The sequence below is a fragment of the Thermococcus sp. genome (genome assembly GCF_015521605.1).
In the GTDB taxonomy this organism is placed as follows: Archaea; Methanobacteriota_B; Thermococci; order Thermococcales; family Thermococcaceae; genus Thermococcus.
The window spans coordinates 37,250-54,054 of sequence record NZ_WANV01000017.1; the positions used below are offsets into that span (position 1 = coordinate 37,250).

Here is a 16,805-nt window from a genome sequence, read left to right on the forward strand (position 1 = left end):
GATACTCTATGAGGGCCCTTCCAGCGACTTTCATCATTTTCATTATGCTCTTTTCGACGCTCAGCGTTGCAGTAGCTGACAGCAGCTTCAACGAGACAGTCACTCAGCCTCAGCTCCCACACCTCACAATCTCTGACTACGTGAACAAGGCTCTCATCGCCATCAAGGCCTGGCGCTTCGACAGCACCGGGCTAATCAGGACGAACACGGGCATCTACGTGGATGAGCAGTTTTGGGATTGGGTGACTGGCTCGATCCAGGCAAGCGCAAACCTCACCGACATGGCGCTGGACTGGCTGAACACCTTCAAGCAGAAGGTCCAGAACGACGAGGAAGTCGACTGGATCATCATCACCTGGCTGAAGCCGAACGATCGCATCAAAGAGGCCCTTGAGGCAGTTGGGGCGAAAGTCATCTACGTTGACGAGGGCATCCATGCAATCACCATCCGCGCCCGCCCGAGCCTCATCAAGAACCTCGTCTATTCCAAGGCCTTCGACTTCGGCTACCGCTTCTACATCAGAGAAGTTTGGCCAGACCTCTACGTCGCCAACAGCCCGGCAACAGTTGAGAACGTCAACGCGGCCCTCCTCCAGGGCAACATCACTCCCGAACAGGTGGCCAACGCCAACTGGAACATCAAGCTGATAAAAGCGGATTTGGCCTGGAGCAAGAAGGGTATCACGGGCAAGGGTGTCACGATAGCGATCGTCGATACGGGCGTGGACTGCGACCACGTCATGCTCCAGGGCGCGTGCATAGCCAAAGCCAACTTCGTGAGCGACGAGCCTTCCGATGACCTCAACGGCCACGGAACCCACGTGGCCAGCATCGCCGCAGGGCGGCCAGTTAAGGTGAACGTGGACGGAAAAATTGTCTACGTGAGCGGTGTTGCGCCAGAAGCGAATGTTTTGGCCGTGAAAGTGCTCGGCAAGGACGGCGGGGGCACAATGACACAGATCATCCAGGGGCTGGACTATGTTGTGGAATGGAAGAAGAAGCACCCTGACGAGCCGATAGTCGTGAGCATGAGCCTCGGAAGCCCGTTCGGAAGCCCAAGAGACCCGATGGTCCAGAAGGTTGAACAGCTCATCAGGGAGGAGCACATCCCGGTCGTCATCGCGGCCGGAAACGAGTTCGTGGTCATAGACAGCCCCGGCATCGCCACCGGCGCCATCACCGTGGCCGCGGTTGACAGGGACATGAAGGTGGCCGAGTTCTCGGGCAAGGGGCCAGGCCTGAACATCTACGACATCAAGCCGGACATAGCAGCTCCTGGCGTCAAGATAGTCGCCGCGAGGGCCGGAACGAAGAACGAGTTCATAGCCATGAGCGGAACCAGCATGGCCACACCGCACGTTTCCGGAGTTGTCGCCCTCATTCTCCAGGAGCACGGCACGCTGACGCCAGAGACTGTCAAGATGATCCTCCAGAAGACCGCTTATCCCTTGGACGGCATCAACGCACTCCCGACCTGGAGTGGTGCGGGACTAGTGGATGCTTACGCCGCCGTGAACGCAGAGCCACCGAAAGAGAGCTTTTGGGGTTGGCTCGGGAGGCTGCTGCCATGAAGAAGTTCATCCTTTTCCTCCTCATTATTCTCCTCTTCACACTGTTCCTCGTCGGCGTGCAGAAGTTCCTGGAGAACGTCAGCCTCGCCATTGCGATCGCCCTCGTGCTCCGCATTGTGGATGAGTATGTGGATGGTGATTAGCCGTGTGGGGTTTGGAAGATAAACCGCTTCCTCTGAGGTTGGGAATAGCGATCCTCGCTGACGTCATTGATGCCCTGAACATGATTCCAGGGCTCAGCGACATCATCGAGGCTCCGCTTAACGCCTTCATAGCCTATGCCCTAACTGACAATGTAAAAGCCTTGGCAGTGGGTGCTGCAGACGGTATCCTTCCAGCGCCGATTGACTGGTTCCCTTCAGCGACCATTATGGTGCTCGCAGATGAGTTCGGCTGGATTTGAGCTTTCGTTTTCTTCCTTCATCAAAGCGAGGTGAGAGAAAATGAGTGCTGTTGGGCTGATCCTCGTCACTCTCATTGGGGCATTCATACTCGCCACGGCCCTGTATTCATCAGGCGAGATGGCATTGGTTGTTGCTATCGGTTCGTTTGTAGCTCTTACCTTCCTCAAGCCCGAGCTGCTCTTCGAGGACGTTTTTGCAATACAGGGGGTCATGTACTTCAAAGTGATTACGATACTTTTCGGCTATGTCTGGTACCTTGCAGGCTATGTCTTCGGGAACGTGGCCAAGTGGATTCTTGGAATAGCTCTCCTCGGCGTCTTCCTGTGGAGCCAGGGAATACACAGCATCAGCGACATCAAAAACGCGATCCAGCTTTCAAGCGGACTGGTCTTCTGGCTGGTGAGGGGGTGAGATGAGTGTACAACCCCGAGCTCGCCGCTACGACCTCGCAGGCCGTCATGCTCAGCATCCTCATCGTTGCTACTGCCTTCTTCGCCTACTTTGTGGTCTCCAAAAGGGCCGACATCTTTGGGGCGATCCTGCTCATGCTTCTCACAGCCTTCATGGCGAGGAATTACTATTACGTTGTCTACAGTGCGGGAGCGATGCTCGTCCTCGCCACTGTCGCTTACCTCACCAGCTATGACGAGGGGACAGTATCAGGGGCACTCTTTTGGGCCGGAATCGGGCTCTTTGCCTCGCTCATGATATTCTACGTCATGCCCGAGACAGTCAAGATGGGACAGGATCAAGCCTTTATCTACATCGTGCTCGTCCCGAGCTTCCTCATTGTCCTCATTTCGGACTGGAAAGGGAAGTTTAACTTCGAGTGGGAGAACGCGCTGGCGATATTGATCCCGATCGCCTTTGCATTGGCTTTCGTCAGCATGGTTGGGACATCCCACATCATTTGGGGGGCCGCGATCATGCTCTTCGGGATCATACTTGAATACTTCAATGCAGGCTTCGCCTCGACGGTGGCATTTGTCTCTGGATTCATTATCTGGCTTGATGACGTCATTGGGTACTCTTTGTATCCGAACTATGGCAATACTGCGGCCCTCCACATCCTCGGCCCTGTGGGAGCCGGGCTTGCGCTGATATATCTCTACCTGCTCGTGTGGGGTGATTGAGATGAAGAAGAAAGCCCTTGCAGTTTTCGTTTTGTTTCTGATTGTAGCGGCCCCCACGGTGGGCGCATGGAGCCTGAAAGACCTGCTCAAAGGCACGGCAAGCCACGCCCTCGACCTTTTCACGAGAGAAGTGATGCCAGTCGATGGATACAAAGGCCTCAAGGTCGGCGAAGGCTTCTGGATCGAGGGCGAGCACTTCTGGAACCCTGACTACTACGTCCAGCTCAACGACAGTAGAGTCTACTGGAGCTACCTCGTGCCGACAGACGTGGACGTGAAAGTGCAGGTCTGGAAGGTCTATCTTGGCATCTTTGCGTTCCCCTACGCGACCTACGACGACATCTGGTGGAAGAAAGAGAAGGTTGGGGACGGCTGGATTGGAGCGTTCTTCGTGTGGGACTTCAGCTGGAGGCCCGGCCACGGTTGGAGACCTGCAGGAAAGGCATACATCGCTTACAACCTGCCGAGCGCCCAAGACCTCAACGTCAAGAACGTCACGATACTCCAGAACGGCTCGGTTCAGGTTCTCTTCAACGACAACACGACGAAGCTCCTGAGCTTTGAGGAGTTTGAAGGCTTCGGGAACATGACTGTTGAGAACGTGACGTTCCGTCACCTGGTTGGGAACCTCTACTTGGTGAAAAGGGGGTGAAAGGATGTTTGGACTGGAGGTTCTGAACCTGAGTCCCGAGACGGCCTTCGCGGTAGGGGTGCTCTTCGGCCTGCTCCTGGCGTGGGGAATATACGAAGACCTGTACGCAGACAGGAGGGCACGGGCATGAGCCTGAGAACAGGCCTGATCCTCGCCCTGGCCTACATCGTGCCCTTCGCCATACTCATGCCACCGCAGAGCACAAACGATCCCACCAGCGTCTTCCTCTGGTTCCTCTATCCTGTCATTTCAGGGATCATCATGGTCGGCGTCGTCATCGTCGCCTGGAAGTTCTTCGACATCGACTTCATCCCGTGGGGCCTGCTACTCCTCGTAGGCGCTCCACTGCTCACGCTGCTACTTAGTCCAATCTTCAGCCTCATGTGGGGCTTCTACATCGTGCCGACGGCCCTCGTCTTCCTCGTCGGCCTCCTGGAGGGGTGAGAATGGTCAGCAAGAAGGTGTACCTCAAAAGGAAGCGCGAAATCCTGCACCGCGTCATCACGAACCTTCAGAAGGAGCTCGCGCGGGTGAACCGCGAGCTGAAACAGCTTGAGAGGGGTGAGAGCCATGGAGCCCGCTCATGAACCCGAAGTCAGGGAGGACATCCGCGGCGAGCTCGCAAAGAAGGTTAAGAACAAAAACGAGAACAGACAGAGGTTCTGGAGGCTGGCTATCACCTTCATCGGTAGCCTGCTTGGCTTCGGCCTCATAGCCTACGCCGCGCCAGGGTTCTACGAGACAACCCTGAGCATCCATGAGAGCCTCGCCGCGCCCCGCTACAGCTTCTACGTCCTGGTGGGCTCGATAGCATTCGTCGAGTTCATGCGCATGACGTGGGTCGAGAGCGCCAAAGCCCGCTCAAAGAGACTCATCCCGCTCACCAGCCCGGAGACGGAGATTTGGGTCAAGGAGAAGCCGCTCATCGGGCTCAAGCTTCCGTTCACGAACCGCGAGATCAAGAACAAGAGGATAAAGCCCCACATCGTTGAGACCGAGCTCGGCTGGCGCGTGTATCCGAATAAGTCTCTCCTCTCGCCGCAGTGGAACGGCGAGATATACTTCATCCCCTACGACAGCATCCACGGCTACGGCAACACGAGGATCATCAGCGCCAGGAAGCCAAGCCAGCCGACCTACTATGAGACCGATCCAGTCACGGGCGAGGCTATCCCTGTCTACGTGTGGGAGCCGATTGACCTCGGCGAAGAGAAGTACATGAAAGCGCAGAAGGAGATCGCTTACCTCCAGGCCGAGAACAGGATTCTGAAAGAGTACGCCGAGCGCGGTTACCTGCTCGCTAAAGAAATCAGCCAGATCCCGCAAGAGTTCTTCGAGGAGCTCTCCAACAGAGGCTTCGAGAAGGCGAAGCAGATCCTCGACATCATGGGCAAGGGCTTCTTCAGCGAGGTCGGGAAGATCAAGAAGGAGGAAATCTCCGCCATTCTGGAAGCAATCAAGAAAGACCGCGAAGCCTGGTGACTCTTTCGTTTTCAATTTCCGCCGTGAAAGGGGCCGGACGTGAGTAGGGGTCCCGAAAGCGTCCGCCCCCACGGCAACGCCGGCCCGTGTGGGCCGAAAACTGCCGCGAGGTGATCAAGTCAAGACGTGACTTGATGGCTTGAAGGCCACATATCAGGAAAATCACACATTCCAAAACGGGAGGTGAAAAGGTGGCGAACGGGTTAGTCCTGAGTAGGTTTGAGTATATTTCGCGTTTGAAGGCCGAAGCGGCCGAGGATGGGGAAGCCAAGTACCTTGACCTCGCCCTTTCTCTCATGGAGAAAGCAGCGCAGCTCGAGGAGGAGATGGAGAAGGTCCCTGGAATCTACCGTGAGAAAAAGCTCGAGATAGCAAAGTCGATCATAGAACAATACCGCCAAGCGAATGAGCTCCTCGTCAAGGCGATTCTTGTTGGAGAGAGCGCCGAGATGGCACTAAGGAAGCTCGAAAGGATGCTGAGCTCACGAGCAACGCTGAGGACGAAGATTATCGCGGCCCTCTATGGGGAGACAGAACCAATCGGCCCCTCCGAGCTCGCCGAACGCTTTGGCATCTCGGCGCAGGCAGTGCATCAGGCGCTCCAGGAGCTCGACAAGCTCAAGGTCGTGGAGAAGGACGAGAAAGGCCGCTACAAGCTCCGTGACGGCGTGATGGACGAAGTCTTCAGGCTTCTCTGGCAGAGCGTCGCAGAGCTCAAGGCGAGGGGAGCGATATGATGAGCGCATATCTCGACCGCTTCGTCGTCCAGCCGCAGGAAATCAAAATCGACCAGCCGAGAACCCACGCCGTAGGCATCACGCGCGGGAAAAACTTCGTCTATGTCTCGGCAGACATGGTGCACAGATACATCTCCGGCCAGACCAACGCGGGAAAAACAACCCTCGCACAGACGCTCATGGAGGTAGACTTCCTTCGCGGCAGAAAAATCGTCGAGATTGAGCCCGCTCTGGAAGCAAAAAACGAGCGGGCATTCATGAACCTGCCAAATGACGATGACGGCATGCTTGAGGTTCTCACCAAGTACTTCCGCCTTGAGCCGAGGCCCTTCAAGGCCATCGTGTACTCTCCAGCGACACGGAAGTACCGCGCTTTCATGAAGAACGACGAGGGGATCCGCTCGAAGTTCTACAAGTCGCTCAAGATCACCGAGCCCGACGTTGTTGACCTAATCCCGGCCATTTTCCCGGGTGGATCCATTGAAAGGCTCATCATCAACAAGGCATATAAGAAATACACTGAAGAGATTAGGCCAAAGAGGAAAGAGCGCTCTATATCAGAATTCCTGGAAGTCTTCGAGGAGATTGGGAAAGGGGCAAACTTTAGCAGCTTCACCTTGCTGAAAATCGAATACATAGCAAGCGTCCTCCACAGCAATGGAGAGTACAAAATAGATGAAATACTCAAGAAAAAAGACGAGATCAGCGTCTTCACGTTCACTTTCATAAGAGACCCACTCGAAAGGTATCTGTGGGCCATGGCCATTCTCAACATTATCTATGACAGGTGGGAGTACCTCAAGCGGAAAGATGATATTCTGAGCTTCTATGTAGCCGATGCCCATCTGCTCGCACCAAAGAAGAAGAAAGACATGATCGACACCCTCGCCAGGTACCAGGAGCGCATGAAGCAGAACTTACAAGTCTACTCGAGAATCTCGCGAGGAAAAGGCCTATTGTGGACATTTGACAGCCAGGAGTTTGATGATCTGGACGATGTCGTGGTCGCACAGTGTCAGGAGCGCTTCATCAAGCGCATGAGAAACCAAGAAGTGGCAGACAAGCTAAAGATAAACGATGCAGAGTTGAGGCGCCTGGACAAGAAGTTCGCCTACTTCGACGACGGCTACATGGTGAAGAAAATCCTTGTCAGGCCGCCCATGAGCCGGAAGGCCCGTTCTGGAGAATTTCTCCCGATCCACTTCGTGAAAGAATACGAGAGGTGGGAGAATGAGGAGGCGAATTATTAGCGTCTTACTCATAATAATATATATGAATATAGCACTTCATACCTATGCACTCGCATTTACATGGCAGCGGGAGGTCAGGCTCGGCGAACCCATTCTCATATATCATAATGATACCCTGCTCTATAACATCAGCATCGAGATCAACAAGCAGGACAACCATACCTACGCCCTCATCCAGGACCTCCAGGCCGGAAGGCTCCTGGTTGAGAATATCGACTGGAACACTGTCGAGCTCGACGATACCAATATCAGCATCGTGAGCACGAGGAAGAGCATTCAGAACAAAACCGCCCTCATCATCATCACTGGTCCTGATGCCTACGCCGTGCTCCTCCAGGGCGAGCTGGCCAATGAGACCGAGCCGGAGAACCTGACGAACATCACTGTCGCGAACCAGACGAACCAGACCAACACCACCCCGACGAACCTGACTCCCGTCAATCTCACGCCCATCAACCTCACTCCCGTGATAATTCCAGAAAACGTTACCTGTGAGAGCGTCGAGGAGTGCCAGCAAATAATCGACAACCTGACCGCACAGCTCGAACAGCTGAAGCAAGAGCGCGACGAACTGGCCAAACAGCTCCAGTACCTCCAGCAGCAACTCAACATGACTCAAACCGAAAACGAGCAGCTGAGAAAGCAGATCGAGATACTCCAGAAAGCCCTTGAGGAGAGGAACCAGCGCATCCGCGAGCTCGAAGAGGAGATCGAGCGCCTCAAGGCCGAACAGTGGTCGTGGGAGACTGCAAAGGAGAAGGCCGAAGAGCAGTACATGCTGTGGACGCCCTGGATATTCCCGCTTGTCTTGGGCGGGCTCGTCGTGAGCTACAGGAAATACAAGAAGATGAAGAAGTACGCCGAAGTCATGATCGACCAGAAGGCCCGGGAGCTCAAGGAGGAGCTTCTCTCTGAATACCTCAAGAAGGATCTGCTGAGGGCGAAGATCGAGACCATAGTCGATGATCCAAACCTCCTGGTTATTCTGAGAACCATCATCCCGCAGCTAACTGGAAGCCAGGAGATTACAAAGGGCGACATCCTCGAGCTCGACGTTGACCAGGTCGCAGAGCTCGCGAGGAAGAAGTTCCTCCTCAAGGAGAACCGCGTCGAGTACCTCAAGAAGAAGCTCATCGAGCTGAAAGAAAAAATAAAGGAGGAGGCGGGCGGAGATGTTTGAATGGTTTCTCTACATCTCCCTGGCCCTCGGGGCCTGGCTGATCTATGAGGTCGTGGCCGACAAAGTTCATGGCCCCGGCCGATACTGGATAACCCTCAACGTCGAGGGCGATGCCGACCGCGTCGAGTACCTCATCAGGCAACTCGCAAAGGAGCAGAAAATCAAGATCAGGAGCTACAAAGTCACGACCGAAAAACCCTCCAAACGCAAGAGGAAAAAGCTTTTTGGAGGTTTGCCGAAAAAAGAAAAGGAGGGTGCCACATGAAGAGGCTCGCCGCCTTTCTCATCTTTCTCCTCGCCGGTGCCATAGTGCCGGCCGCGGTGATGGCTGAAGGAGCGGTCGCGACGATCCACGTTGAGGCAGGGATGCCCGAGACCATAACAATCCCCGGAGCGATAGTGAACTGGACCGGGGAGTTCCAGTATACGGCTGGCAAAGGATGGGAAGCCTACTTCAAAGTTCACTTTACCGAGACAGGCAACCCCCACGACGTGACAGCCACAGAACGCGGCTTTGTTGACTCTGACGGAAAATACATCTGGATTCTGACAGACGTCCAAGTAACCGACAATCCGGAGGAGAAAGAACTCACACTCTACGGAGAGTGGAACCAATTCTTGGTCAAGGAGATCAATCCGCTGACCGGAGAGGCTAAGATATACAACGCCAGAGATGATAAGATCTACACGCTCCACAAGGGTGAAGAAGTGGAAATCGGGCAATTTGATATCACTGAACGAACCACCCTCGAGCTCAAAGACCTGACATGGAGCAGTGTTAGACTCATGCTCCACCACTACACGGTAGCCAGCGGGACTGTCGAAGTGTATCCAAATCCCGGCTATCCTCCGGGGACAGAGCTCGAAGAAGGAATGACGCCTACTCTTACAACAAACTCAACACCACAGCCCTTCATAGATCCGACAAAAGTTCCGGCGGTGATGATCGTTGTCGGTGAGCACGCAGCAGGGGCTGATGTGGCAGCAGGAGCAAAAGTTGGAATAGCAGTGCAGAAATGGATAGACGAATCCGACAGCCTCATCGAGTGGCTTCCCCTGCCCTCAACCGTCGTCAAGGCATACAAAGAACTCAAGAAAAGCTTCATACGCGCCGACGCGATGCTTGATACTGAGGTAACCGACCCCAACAAGATGGCGCCAATCGTCTACAGTGTTGGGGGGCCGGCAGCGAACGAGTATTCAGCCATGCTCAACAACAGAACCGACCTGCCAGTGCGCTTTGTCAAGGAGAACGGCAAGTGGTACCTCGTGAGCAAATACGGCGACAAGTGGAGCGGGAGCTACGGTGTCATTGAGGTAATACCCTCTGCAAGGACTCCAGAGGAAATGAAAGAGCACCTACTCAACGGCGACTTCAAACTCTACGACGTGCTCGTTGCAGGGCTTGACAGGAAAGGTACTTATGCAGCGTGCAAGCTGCTAAACGCCAACTTCATGGACATGCTCAACGGCCAGAAGCCGGATCCGAGGCTCATGAACCTCATCACCCTCCAGGCCCAACTCAACATGCTCTTCAGCGGCTACTTCTACCTCGACCAGGCCAATGCCGTGGCGATTGTTGTGGACGAAAATGGAAAAATAGTGGAAGTTGTAGCGGGGTGAATATCCCTTCCTTTTCTTTTTACTCATAATTCAGGCGAAGTACAAAAGCACCTAACAATATAAGTAAGTTTATGAGTGCTGAGGTCATTGGGAGGTTTCCTTGGAGCAATATCCAAATGGCAAAGAGATACCCTCCAATCCGCGCGAGAACGTAACATGCTGGCGCAGTAAATCCCTCACCTGCCGTTGCGAGTATACTCGCTATATCGGCCAATGCAAATATACTCACAAATAATAGTCTTATCCATCCTGGAGTGCTTGAGGGAAACAATGTTATAAGTACAGCATATATTGCTGAAACAGCAATACCCAAAACTGTTCCAACCAATACTTCTCCTACAGTATCTCCCACAACAGAAAATGGATTGTCCATTCACAAGCCCCCCTGCTGCTCTTTTTGATAATGCAATACCCTTATTACTCACACTTATAAGAACATTTCGCCGCCGCGCGCTGGAAAAAAGCCAAGAATTGAGATATCACCCAAAAACTCGAAAATCCCCGAAAGCATGACCATGAGAAATTCACCATCCCGGGAATTTTTCGCAATCTTTATTTATTAAATAACGAACACCATAACAATTATGACAATAGGGGCGGGCAACATGGCGGGCGAACCTAGTGCTAAAATCATCGAGCCCCTGGCAAAGTATCCTACAAAGGTAATATACTATGAGCGGGGGATAGAGCAATGACCGAGCAAGAAGCTAAAATCATCGAACCACTAGCCAAATTTCATGCGAGGTTGGACAAAGAGGGAAGAATAGCAGTTCCCAAGGCTATCAGAGACGCTCTTAATCTTGCGAAGAATGATTACATAGAAGTGGTTATCAGGAAGGTTGAGATTGATCATACGAAACGGGAAATTCGGATACTTCGACAAGCTTACCTCATTACAAGGCTTGGAGCCAAGGGGTTAATATTCCTGCCCTCAGAGCTAAAAAAACAATTTGATCTAAAAGAGAAAGACATCGTCGAAGTCGTTCTTTATGGATTTCACAAATTCGATGAACTTGTAAGCGAGAAGGGTAAGCTGTTGATGACCAAGATGCAAAGTGTGGGTAGATGGTCCGAACTAACGCCAGATGAACAGATTCCTGAAAGCCTGGATATGGAACACTACACTTATGTGTTTGTTTAAGTTTAATAATTAGTACTAATTATTAATTAGGAATTATAGAAGCCTTTTATTTCTTTCTTCTGTCTTTTGCAGCCATATAACGGCTCCTTTTTTGGGTACTTAATTAATATGCAGGCAAAATATTTCTAATTACTGTAAGGCTTGGTAATTTCCGGGATTTTTCCCACTCAAAAAACCAATGTAGTTCATTCTACCCCAATTTTGGCCACAAAAATCTTTTATACTAAAAGTGCTTACTATCTTACGAGAAATATTCTCGTACGAGAAAAAATCTCGGAAGGTGATGAATGTGGAAAGACGTGGACGTCCTCGCAAGTATGATGGCCCCGTGAAGAGGTTCGAGGCATGGATTCCCTACGGTGTTTACCAAGAGATGGAGAAGGAGAAACTACGTCGAGGTATCTCCTGGCCCGAGCTTGTTCTGGACATGTGGGATGCATACAAGGCAAGAGTTGCAGTTGATGGGTGATCTTCATGAGAATTCCCGTGAGAGGCCCTGGACGTCCCCGGAAATGGAACAGTAGGCTGGTTCAATGGAGGGCGGATATTCCCGAAGAAGATTTCGAGCTCGCAGAGGACGAACGTTTGAAGTTGGGCCTCTCACGGGCGGAATGGTTCCACTGGCTTTTAAGACACACAAAAATGGACGTAATGGAACTCATCGCAAAGGTGCAGCACCAAGAAGACTACATCAAGCAGCTTGAAAAGGAGAAGCAAGCCCTTCTTGAGGAGCGCGAGAAGCTCCTTGAGAGGATCGAGAAGCTTGAGCTTCAGCTTGAAGCCCTCAAGCAGGGCCGCTCTGTCAGATCCTATCAGGACGCCAGGATGCTCAAGGCCCTCGCTGAAAAGGCTCGGGAGGGCGTCAGCTGGAAGGCCCTCTGTGCTGAGGTCCTTGGCCTCAGGGACGAGAACAAGATCAAACGCCTGCTCAAGCTGGCTTTTGTCGTGAAGAAGGATCAGCACAACAGGTTCCCGGACAAGTTCTACCCGAAGGACATTGCGGAGGAGTTCCACGGGTGGGTTCTCAAGAGGCCCGGCGCAAAGGCGGACATCATTGACTACGTCCTCTACAGGGAAGACACTCTCAAGGCTGCGAAGGGTCTGGCAGTCGGCGAGGCAGTGAAGGAGAAGGTCCCTGAGGTCAAGCCGCTCAGGACTGGAAAGGCCGCGGAGCGCTGGATTGAGGTGTTCTTTGAGCTTGTGCACCGCGAGTACATGAGCCTCATCGCTCAGAAGCGCGGCAAGGACGCGAAGAAGTACCTGGAAGAGAAGGTGCCACCAAAGCTGGAGAAGGTCCTGGCGGACATTGACCCGGAGGACTGGCGGCGTGCAATTCTGGCAGTGCTGGAGGAGCATGAGGAGGATTGGGGTGATGTTTTCGTTTCTAACCTTCGGCGCGTTGTTCTTCGCGCCCTTAACGCGTACCACTCAAAACCGCTGGAGGTGAAGGCCGATGTCTGAGGTGGAAACTGGATTTTGGGAATGGGTTGCTTCGGAGAAGGCTAGGTGGGATGAGGCGATTGAGTTGGTTGAGCGGGCCGAGGAAGTGCCGGACATCATCACGTGGCTCGAGCGGGAGATTCAGGTGGCCAGGGAAAACGCGTTCTCGCTCTCGCTCAGGGGCGAGAACGGGGCCGAGTACTGGACTGGCTATGCGGACGCGCTGGAGGACGTCCTCAACGCGATACGGAGAAGGGAGGTGAGGGCATGAAGGTGGACAGGAACAGGTTCTTTGAGCTGAAGAGGGAGGTTGAGCTCCTGGCTCTCGAAGTCGAGAGCAACCACGCGAGGTACCTGCTTCGCCTGGCCTCGACGCTGATAGGTGATGCACTCGAAGAAGAGGAGCTGGAGGTGAGGGCATGAGTGAGTTTGGAGTCTTGGGCAGATTGAAGATTGTATATGGTGATGGCGAGACAATTGAAATCGCAGAAGGACCCCTAAATGAATTCTTTGATGACGATAAGATCAGGGAACTGTTGAGGCTTCAAAAAGAAGCTTTGGAGGAATGGCTTGAGAACGAGGAGTCATTTCTCAGGGAAGTGGTCGAAGAAGAAAGGAGGTACGGCTTTGACATCGACAAGTATCCACCTGAGCTCATTGAGAAGCTGAAGTACGTTGAGGGCCTTGATGAGGACATAGCTTCTGCTAAGAAGAGGCTCGCGATAATAAAACAACTTCTTGGGGAGGCTTCGCCATGAGGCTGAAGCCCGTTGACCTCATCTTTGCGGTCCTAAAGGGCCTGGTGCTCGGCGAGCTCATTGCAGCTGTCCTCGCAGTTGTGGGGGTGATCCCGTGATCTCGAGGATTGAGGTTGATGCGAGGCTCCTGGAGGCAAGGTACAGCGTCAGGGAGGGGGACTTTGAGCGGGCAATCGAGAGTCTGGTGGAGCTCATCAGGGACCTGGTCGATGAGGTGGAGGAACTTCGCAGGGGGGCGGCCTCATGACCCACTTTATATCATTCTCAGAGGAGGTTGCGGTAAAGCAGGAAGCGGCTAGGGAGGCCTGGCGCGCAAGGAAGGTTCAGGTTCTCGTCGAGGACGATGAGATCCCACCAGGGCACGAGCTGGCCCTCCCTCTCGAGAACCTCGTGAACTACCTTGAGACTATTGAAGTCCCCACGCAGGTGATCATTGACCTGGACGTGTACAGGGTGAAGCTCAGAAAGCGCGTTAGTAGGGAGGAGTACCGGGAGATACTCGAGGGGCTCAGGAGGCTCAGTTGGGCGCGGTGGGATAGGAGGAGCAGGGCGATTCTCGTTGACAGGACTCACACGTCGGCTCCGGAGGAGGAAGAGATTGAGGTTGAGGAAATTGTCGTCACACCCAAGGGGGTGAAGACCTAATGGCCTCGCGGACGGCTTTCGTCTATCAGGACTCGCTCAGCATTGAGGACGCGTTCACGTACTTCAAGCGCCTCATGCGGGACGCTGAGAACCGCGTGGCTTTCAGCCGGGCGCTCCAGAGGGCCCGCAAGGGCCTGGACGTGCACATGTACGTGACGGACGTGGACAGCCTCATTGTGCAGTACCTGAACAGGAACGGTGTGAAGGGCTTCCGCTTCACGGGCTTCGAGCTGAAGAACATGAACCCGCACTCGGCGCTCGTGAACGGGAAGGTCAAGGTGAACGGCAAGCAGTACGAGGGGCATAGAATGTTTGCCATGAAGGCTGGCATTGACTTTTTCTACCTGGTCAATTTGGGCAGGGAGTTCCTGGTCTGGAACGTGGCGAACACGCCGGTGAATTTTGACTGGTACGGGCACGGCCCGGCCCACGATTACTACGCTTTCGTGGATTTGGAGGACGTGATTAGAGTCCCGGCTTCGGAGTTGCCGGGCACTCTCAGAATGCTGCTGTGGGGGCGCGGGTGATGGCTCGGGTGAATTGGGATAAGTGGGACTTGACGTTTTGGCCTCGTTCGGGAAGAGTGTTTATTGCGCACGTGAAGAGGAGGAGCGCTGACGGCACGATGATAGAAGCCGACGACGTGAAAGAAGTGACTGACAAGTTCTACGGTATCTTGGTTGAGATTCTCGAAAATCATGGTGGGGCGATAGAGTTCGAAACAAGAGGAGGGCGCAAATACAGGATTTGGCTCGAAGAGGAGCGTGGTGGCGGTGAATCTTGAGGAGTACAGGGAGTGGCTGAAAGAGAACGGCAACCTTGAGGAGGCCAAAGCCCCTGAAGTCATTGAGAAGGTTGTGAAGAGGCACCTGAGCAAGCTCAACTGGAAGTCCTACAAAATCGACATAAGCCCTCGTAAGGTCTTCAAGGTCGATGGGAAACACTATGAGTGCGATGCAACGGTTAAGCTCACCTGGCAGGCGTGGGACAATAAGACCCGCTCTATGATGATTGGCATTGAGTTCAAGGAGTGGGACTTCTCAAAGGTCGTGAGCCAGGCCGTCCACAGGAAGAGGTTCTTTGACTACATGTATATCGCTACCAGGCCCGTTACCCTCAGCCTGTCCTGGAACCCCTATGATTTCGCCCTGCTGATTAAGCACGGCATCGGTTGGGTTCTGTGGAGTGAGGACTTCGTTTACATCCTGCTCCCTGCCAAAAAGAAAGGGTGGGAGCGGGCAGAGGAAATGGCTGAGAGGATTGAGCGCCTAATGAACACTCCGCTCCAGGAACCTAAGACGATAATGGATTACGTGAGGTGATGATGAATGAGTGAGGGTTTCGATCTCACCATCAGGTTGGACGTGAACGATGACGGCCAGCCTGGAAGCCTCATCTGCTTTGAGCACGGTGGAAAGAAGTGGTGCGCGTACTACATTGAGCCTTGGGAAGTCATGGAAGCAGAATTGAAAGAGGCTGGCTTCCCGGACAACATTATCGAGTTCATCTACCGCTTCCTCGTGAAGTACGACCGGATTGACTTGCCAGACGACGGGGAGGATGAGGAGGACCTCGAGGAGGACTGGATACTATGACCGTTAACTTTCATACGAAAGTTAACAGGGATAATAACGCCTCCTGTATAGTATCATTCTTTCCGAAAAGAAGTCTTCGTATGACCAAGGTGAAACAGCACAAATCCAGAATACTTGCACCACAATGCAGTATTCACCCCCAACTCGCCCACCCCACTCCTGATGATAATTTTAAGCCCGTCGCAGTTAATAACTGAGGTGGTGTAACTATGCCGAGAAAAAGACGCCTTCCCGACGTCGTGACCATCAAAATGCCCGTCCTAGTTCAGCCTCGTGATGTGTTTGAAGTAGTCTTCGAAAGTGAGGAAGCCAGGAAGATGGCCGAGGAGATTGTGGAGTACATCAAGAAGAACGGCCGCATGGGTTGGGACGAGTACAAGGAGCTCTTCCCGCCCGAGAAGCATTACCTCTACTTCCGCGTTATCAAGAGGCTTGAGGCCCTCGGCTTCATCAGCAGGGGCGCCTACCACACGTACATTCTCTCGAAGAAGTTTACTGACAGGATGGAGTATCTCGGCAAACTCTGGCTTTTCAAGATGGGCAAAGTCGAGGAAATCTGGTGAGGAACATGACTACTGAGATGTTGTCAATTCTTGTTGGAATAATATTGATCATTGCAGGAGCACTCATTGGGGCAAAGGGCCTTGCTGAGGGAAATACTGTTTTAGCAGTGCTCGGGATCGGATTTGGTTATGGCGGAATGGCGATACTCAATGGGTGGGGCGATATCAGTCATGCAGAGGGGTGGTGACGGCCATGACCGCAGTCCTAATAACCCGCGGAGTTAATATCCCACGCGGTGGGACAATATGCCCAAAAAGGCCCACAAAAATAGGGGCTCTCACACGGCCCAAAAAGCCCGAAAGAGCAAGAAGGTTAGAGTTCACATCTACCTTGATGAAGAGGTTGTCGCGGGTTTGCGGGAAGAAGGCTTCAACCTCTCTCAACTATTCAACAAGCTTGGGAGGGAGCGCCTTATGATGATGCGCTCTCAAAGGGGTCTCTTTTTCACGACAGAAAAGCTGGCGGGCCGGGCGGGATTTGAACCCGCGACCTTCGGCTCCGGAGGCCGACGCCCTGTCCCGACTAGGCCACCGGCCCACGCCCATAGGTATTCCCTGGGTAGATTTAAAAACCTAATCACCGCTCTTGATGAATCAAAATGTACACCAAAGCATCGAAAAGCACAAAAAC

The 16,805-nt window shown here is 53.3% G+C and carries 31 protein-coding genes and 1 tRNA gene; 30 read left to right on the forward strand and 2 right to left on the reverse strand.

Translation table 11 applies throughout. From position 1 onward, the window contains the following. Positions 1–8 precede the first annotated feature (8 nt). The 15 genes from F7C11_RS03120 to F7C11_RS03190 all read left to right on the forward strand — a co-directional run bounded on the left by F7C11_RS03120 (position 9) and on the right by F7C11_RS03190 (position 10,032). Entirely contained in the window at positions 9–1,571 is a 1,563-nt protein-coding gene (locus tag F7C11_RS03120) for a S8 family peptidase (RefSeq protein ID WP_297090849.1), read from the forward strand. Beyond that, positions 1,568–1,714 carry a hypothetical protein gene (locus F7C11_RS03125; RefSeq protein WP_297090851.1) on the forward strand — a complete coding sequence of 49 codons (147 nt, stop codon included), beginning with the start codon at positions 1,568–1,570 and terminating at the stop codon, positions 1,712–1,714. The genes F7C11_RS03120 and F7C11_RS03125 overlap by 4 nt, the downstream gene beginning before the upstream one ends. A 2-nt stretch (positions 1,715–1,716) precedes the next feature. Then, on the forward strand, positions 1,717–1,974 hold the full coding sequence (locus F7C11_RS03130) for a hypothetical protein (protein ID WP_297090853.1): 258 nt from the start codon (positions 1,717–1,719) through the stop codon (positions 1,972–1,974). 40 nt (positions 1,975–2,014) lie between these two features. Then, positions 2,015–2,386 (forward strand): hypothetical protein, encoded by a 372-nt coding sequence (locus F7C11_RS03135; protein WP_297090855.1) that lies wholly within the window; start codon positions 2,015–2,017, stop codon positions 2,384–2,386. 5 nt (positions 2,387–2,391) lie between these two features. After that, on the forward strand, positions 2,392–3,108 hold the full coding sequence (locus F7C11_RS03140; protein WP_297090857.1) for a hypothetical protein: 717 nt from the start codon (positions 2,392–2,394) through the stop codon (positions 3,106–3,108). A gap of 1 nt (position 3,109) precedes the next feature. Continuing rightward, the gene (locus F7C11_RS03145) at positions 3,110–3,760 is read left to right on the forward strand and encodes a hypothetical protein (RefSeq protein ID WP_297090859.1); all 651 of its coding nucleotides are present in this window, start codon (positions 3,110–3,112) and stop codon (positions 3,758–3,760) included. Between the two features lie 4 nt (positions 3,761–3,764). Then, the gene (locus F7C11_RS03150) at positions 3,765–3,890 is read left to right on the forward strand and encodes a hypothetical protein (RefSeq protein ID WP_297090861.1); all 126 of its coding nucleotides are present in this window, start codon (positions 3,765–3,767) and stop codon (positions 3,888–3,890) included. Next, the gene (locus F7C11_RS03155) at positions 3,887–4,204 is read left to right on the forward strand and encodes a hypothetical protein (RefSeq protein WP_297090863.1); all 318 of its coding nucleotides are present in this window, start codon (positions 3,887–3,889) and stop codon (positions 4,202–4,204) included. The genes F7C11_RS03150 and F7C11_RS03155 overlap by 4 nt, the downstream gene beginning before the upstream one ends. A 2-nt stretch (positions 4,205–4,206) precedes the next feature. Beyond that, on the forward strand, positions 4,207–4,347 hold the full coding sequence (locus F7C11_RS03160) for a hypothetical protein (protein ID WP_297090865.1): 141 nt from the start codon (positions 4,207–4,209) through the stop codon (positions 4,345–4,347). After that, positions 4,331–5,242, forward strand: coding sequence for a hypothetical protein (locus F7C11_RS03165; RefSeq protein ID WP_297090867.1), 912 nt, complete (start codon positions 4,331–4,333; stop codon positions 5,240–5,242). The genes F7C11_RS03160 and F7C11_RS03165 overlap by 17 nt, the downstream gene beginning before the upstream one ends. A gap of 191 nt (positions 5,243–5,433) precedes the next feature. Beyond that, positions 5,434–5,979 carry an HTH domain-containing protein gene (locus tag F7C11_RS03170; protein ID WP_297090869.1) on the forward strand — a complete coding sequence of 182 codons (546 nt, stop codon included), beginning with the start codon at positions 5,434–5,436 and terminating at the stop codon, positions 5,977–5,979. Beyond that, on the forward strand, positions 5,976–7,229 hold the full coding sequence (locus F7C11_RS03175) for a hypothetical protein (RefSeq protein ID WP_297090871.1): 1,254 nt from the start codon (positions 5,976–5,978) through the stop codon (positions 7,227–7,229). The genes F7C11_RS03170 and F7C11_RS03175 overlap by 4 nt, the downstream gene beginning before the upstream one ends. Beyond that, positions 7,210–8,409, forward strand: coding sequence for a hypothetical protein (locus F7C11_RS03180; RefSeq protein ID WP_297090873.1), 1,200 nt, complete (start codon positions 7,210–7,212; stop codon positions 8,407–8,409). The genes F7C11_RS03175 and F7C11_RS03180 overlap by 20 nt, the downstream gene beginning before the upstream one ends. Continuing rightward, on the forward strand, positions 8,402–8,674 hold the full coding sequence (locus F7C11_RS03185; RefSeq protein WP_297090875.1) for a hypothetical protein: 273 nt from the start codon (positions 8,402–8,404) through the stop codon (positions 8,672–8,674). Before F7C11_RS03180 ends, F7C11_RS03185 begins: the two co-directional genes overlap by 8 nt. Then, on the forward strand, positions 8,671–10,032 hold the full coding sequence (locus F7C11_RS03190; protein WP_297090877.1) for a hypothetical protein: 1,362 nt from the start codon (positions 8,671–8,673) through the stop codon (positions 10,030–10,032). The genes F7C11_RS03185 and F7C11_RS03190 overlap by 4 nt, the downstream gene beginning before the upstream one ends. Before the next feature lie 19 nt (positions 10,033–10,051). Here the strand turns inward: F7C11_RS03190 and F7C11_RS03195 are convergent, their stop codons facing one another. Next, positions 10,052–10,405, reverse strand: coding sequence for a hypothetical protein (locus tag F7C11_RS03195; RefSeq protein WP_297090878.1), 354 nt, complete (start codon positions 10,403–10,405; stop codon positions 10,052–10,054). A gap of 318 nt (positions 10,406–10,723) precedes the next feature. On the opposite strand from F7C11_RS03195, the gene F7C11_RS03200 reads away from it, so the two are divergent. The 15 genes from F7C11_RS03200 (at position 10,724) to F7C11_RS03270 (ending at position 16,592) form a co-directional block, all read left to right on the forward strand. Continuing rightward, entirely contained in the window at positions 10,724–11,173 is a 450-nt protein-coding gene (locus F7C11_RS03200; RefSeq protein WP_297090880.1) for an AbrB/MazE/SpoVT family DNA-binding domain-containing protein, read from the forward strand. Positions 11,174–11,456: 283 nt separating this feature from the next. After that, positions 11,457–11,642, forward strand: a complete 186-nt coding sequence (locus tag F7C11_RS03205; protein WP_297090882.1) for a hypothetical protein — start codon at positions 11,457–11,459, stop codon at positions 11,640–11,642. Between the two features lie 173 nt (positions 11,643–11,815). After that, positions 11,816–12,634, forward strand: coding sequence for a hypothetical protein (locus tag F7C11_RS03210; protein WP_297090884.1), 819 nt, complete (start codon positions 11,816–11,818; stop codon positions 12,632–12,634). Beyond that, a complete protein-coding gene (locus F7C11_RS03215; protein ID WP_297090885.1) occupies positions 12,627–12,884 on the forward strand; it encodes a hypothetical protein in 258 nt (85 codons plus the stop codon). The genes F7C11_RS03210 and F7C11_RS03215 overlap by 8 nt, the downstream gene beginning before the upstream one ends. Further along, the gene (locus tag F7C11_RS03220) at positions 12,881–13,036 is read left to right on the forward strand and encodes a hypothetical protein (RefSeq protein ID WP_297090887.1); all 156 of its coding nucleotides are present in this window, start codon (positions 12,881–12,883) and stop codon (positions 13,034–13,036) included. Before F7C11_RS03215 ends, F7C11_RS03220 begins: the two co-directional genes overlap by 4 nt. Continuing rightward, positions 13,033–13,371 (forward strand): hypothetical protein, encoded by a 339-nt coding sequence (locus tag F7C11_RS03225; RefSeq protein WP_297090889.1) that lies wholly within the window; start codon positions 13,033–13,035, stop codon positions 13,369–13,371. Before F7C11_RS03220 ends, F7C11_RS03225 begins: the two co-directional genes overlap by 4 nt. Before the next feature lie 94 nt (positions 13,372–13,465). Further along, a complete protein-coding gene (locus tag F7C11_RS03230) occupies positions 13,466–13,618 on the forward strand; it encodes a hypothetical protein (protein ID WP_297090891.1) in 153 nt (50 codons plus the stop codon). Beyond that, entirely contained in the window at positions 13,615–14,016 is a 402-nt protein-coding gene (locus F7C11_RS03235; RefSeq protein ID WP_297090893.1) for a hypothetical protein, read from the forward strand. Before F7C11_RS03230 ends, F7C11_RS03235 begins: the two co-directional genes overlap by 4 nt. Next, positions 14,016–14,543 (forward strand): hypothetical protein, encoded by a 528-nt coding sequence (locus F7C11_RS03240; RefSeq protein WP_297090895.1) that lies wholly within the window; start codon positions 14,016–14,018, stop codon positions 14,541–14,543. Before F7C11_RS03235 ends, F7C11_RS03240 begins: the two co-directional genes overlap by 1 nt. Further along, entirely contained in the window at positions 14,543–14,800 is a 258-nt protein-coding gene (locus tag F7C11_RS03245) for a hypothetical protein (RefSeq protein ID WP_297090897.1), read from the forward strand. The genes F7C11_RS03240 and F7C11_RS03245 overlap by 1 nt, the downstream gene beginning before the upstream one ends. Further along, positions 14,781–15,338 carry a hypothetical protein gene (locus F7C11_RS03250; protein WP_297090899.1) on the forward strand — a complete coding sequence of 186 codons (558 nt, stop codon included), beginning with the start codon at positions 14,781–14,783 and terminating at the stop codon, positions 15,336–15,338. The genes F7C11_RS03245 and F7C11_RS03250 overlap by 20 nt, the downstream gene beginning before the upstream one ends. 6 nt (positions 15,339–15,344) lie before the next feature. Continuing rightward, positions 15,345–15,611: a hypothetical protein gene (locus F7C11_RS03255; RefSeq protein WP_297090901.1), complete on the forward strand. Its 267-nt coding sequence runs from the start codon at positions 15,345–15,347 to the stop codon at positions 15,609–15,611. 209 nt (positions 15,612–15,820) lie between these two features. After that, on the forward strand, positions 15,821–16,174 hold the full coding sequence (locus tag F7C11_RS03260; protein WP_297090903.1) for a hypothetical protein: 354 nt from the start codon (positions 15,821–15,823) through the stop codon (positions 16,172–16,174). Beyond that, complete coding sequence (locus F7C11_RS03265) at positions 16,171–16,362, forward strand: hypothetical protein (protein WP_297090905.1); 192 nt, start codon at positions 16,171–16,173, stop codon at positions 16,360–16,362. Before F7C11_RS03260 ends, F7C11_RS03265 begins: the two co-directional genes overlap by 4 nt. Beyond that, a complete protein-coding gene (locus F7C11_RS03270; RefSeq protein WP_297090906.1) occupies positions 16,359–16,592 on the forward strand; it encodes a hypothetical protein in 234 nt (77 codons plus the stop codon). The genes F7C11_RS03265 and F7C11_RS03270 overlap by 4 nt, the downstream gene beginning before the upstream one ends. A gap of 42 nt (positions 16,593–16,634) precedes the next feature. Here F7C11_RS03270 and F7C11_RS03275 read toward each other — a convergent pair. Further along, positions 16,635–16,712: transfer RNA gene (locus F7C11_RS03275), tRNA-Arg, on the reverse strand. Between the last annotated feature and the right edge of the window lie 93 nt (positions 16,713–16,805).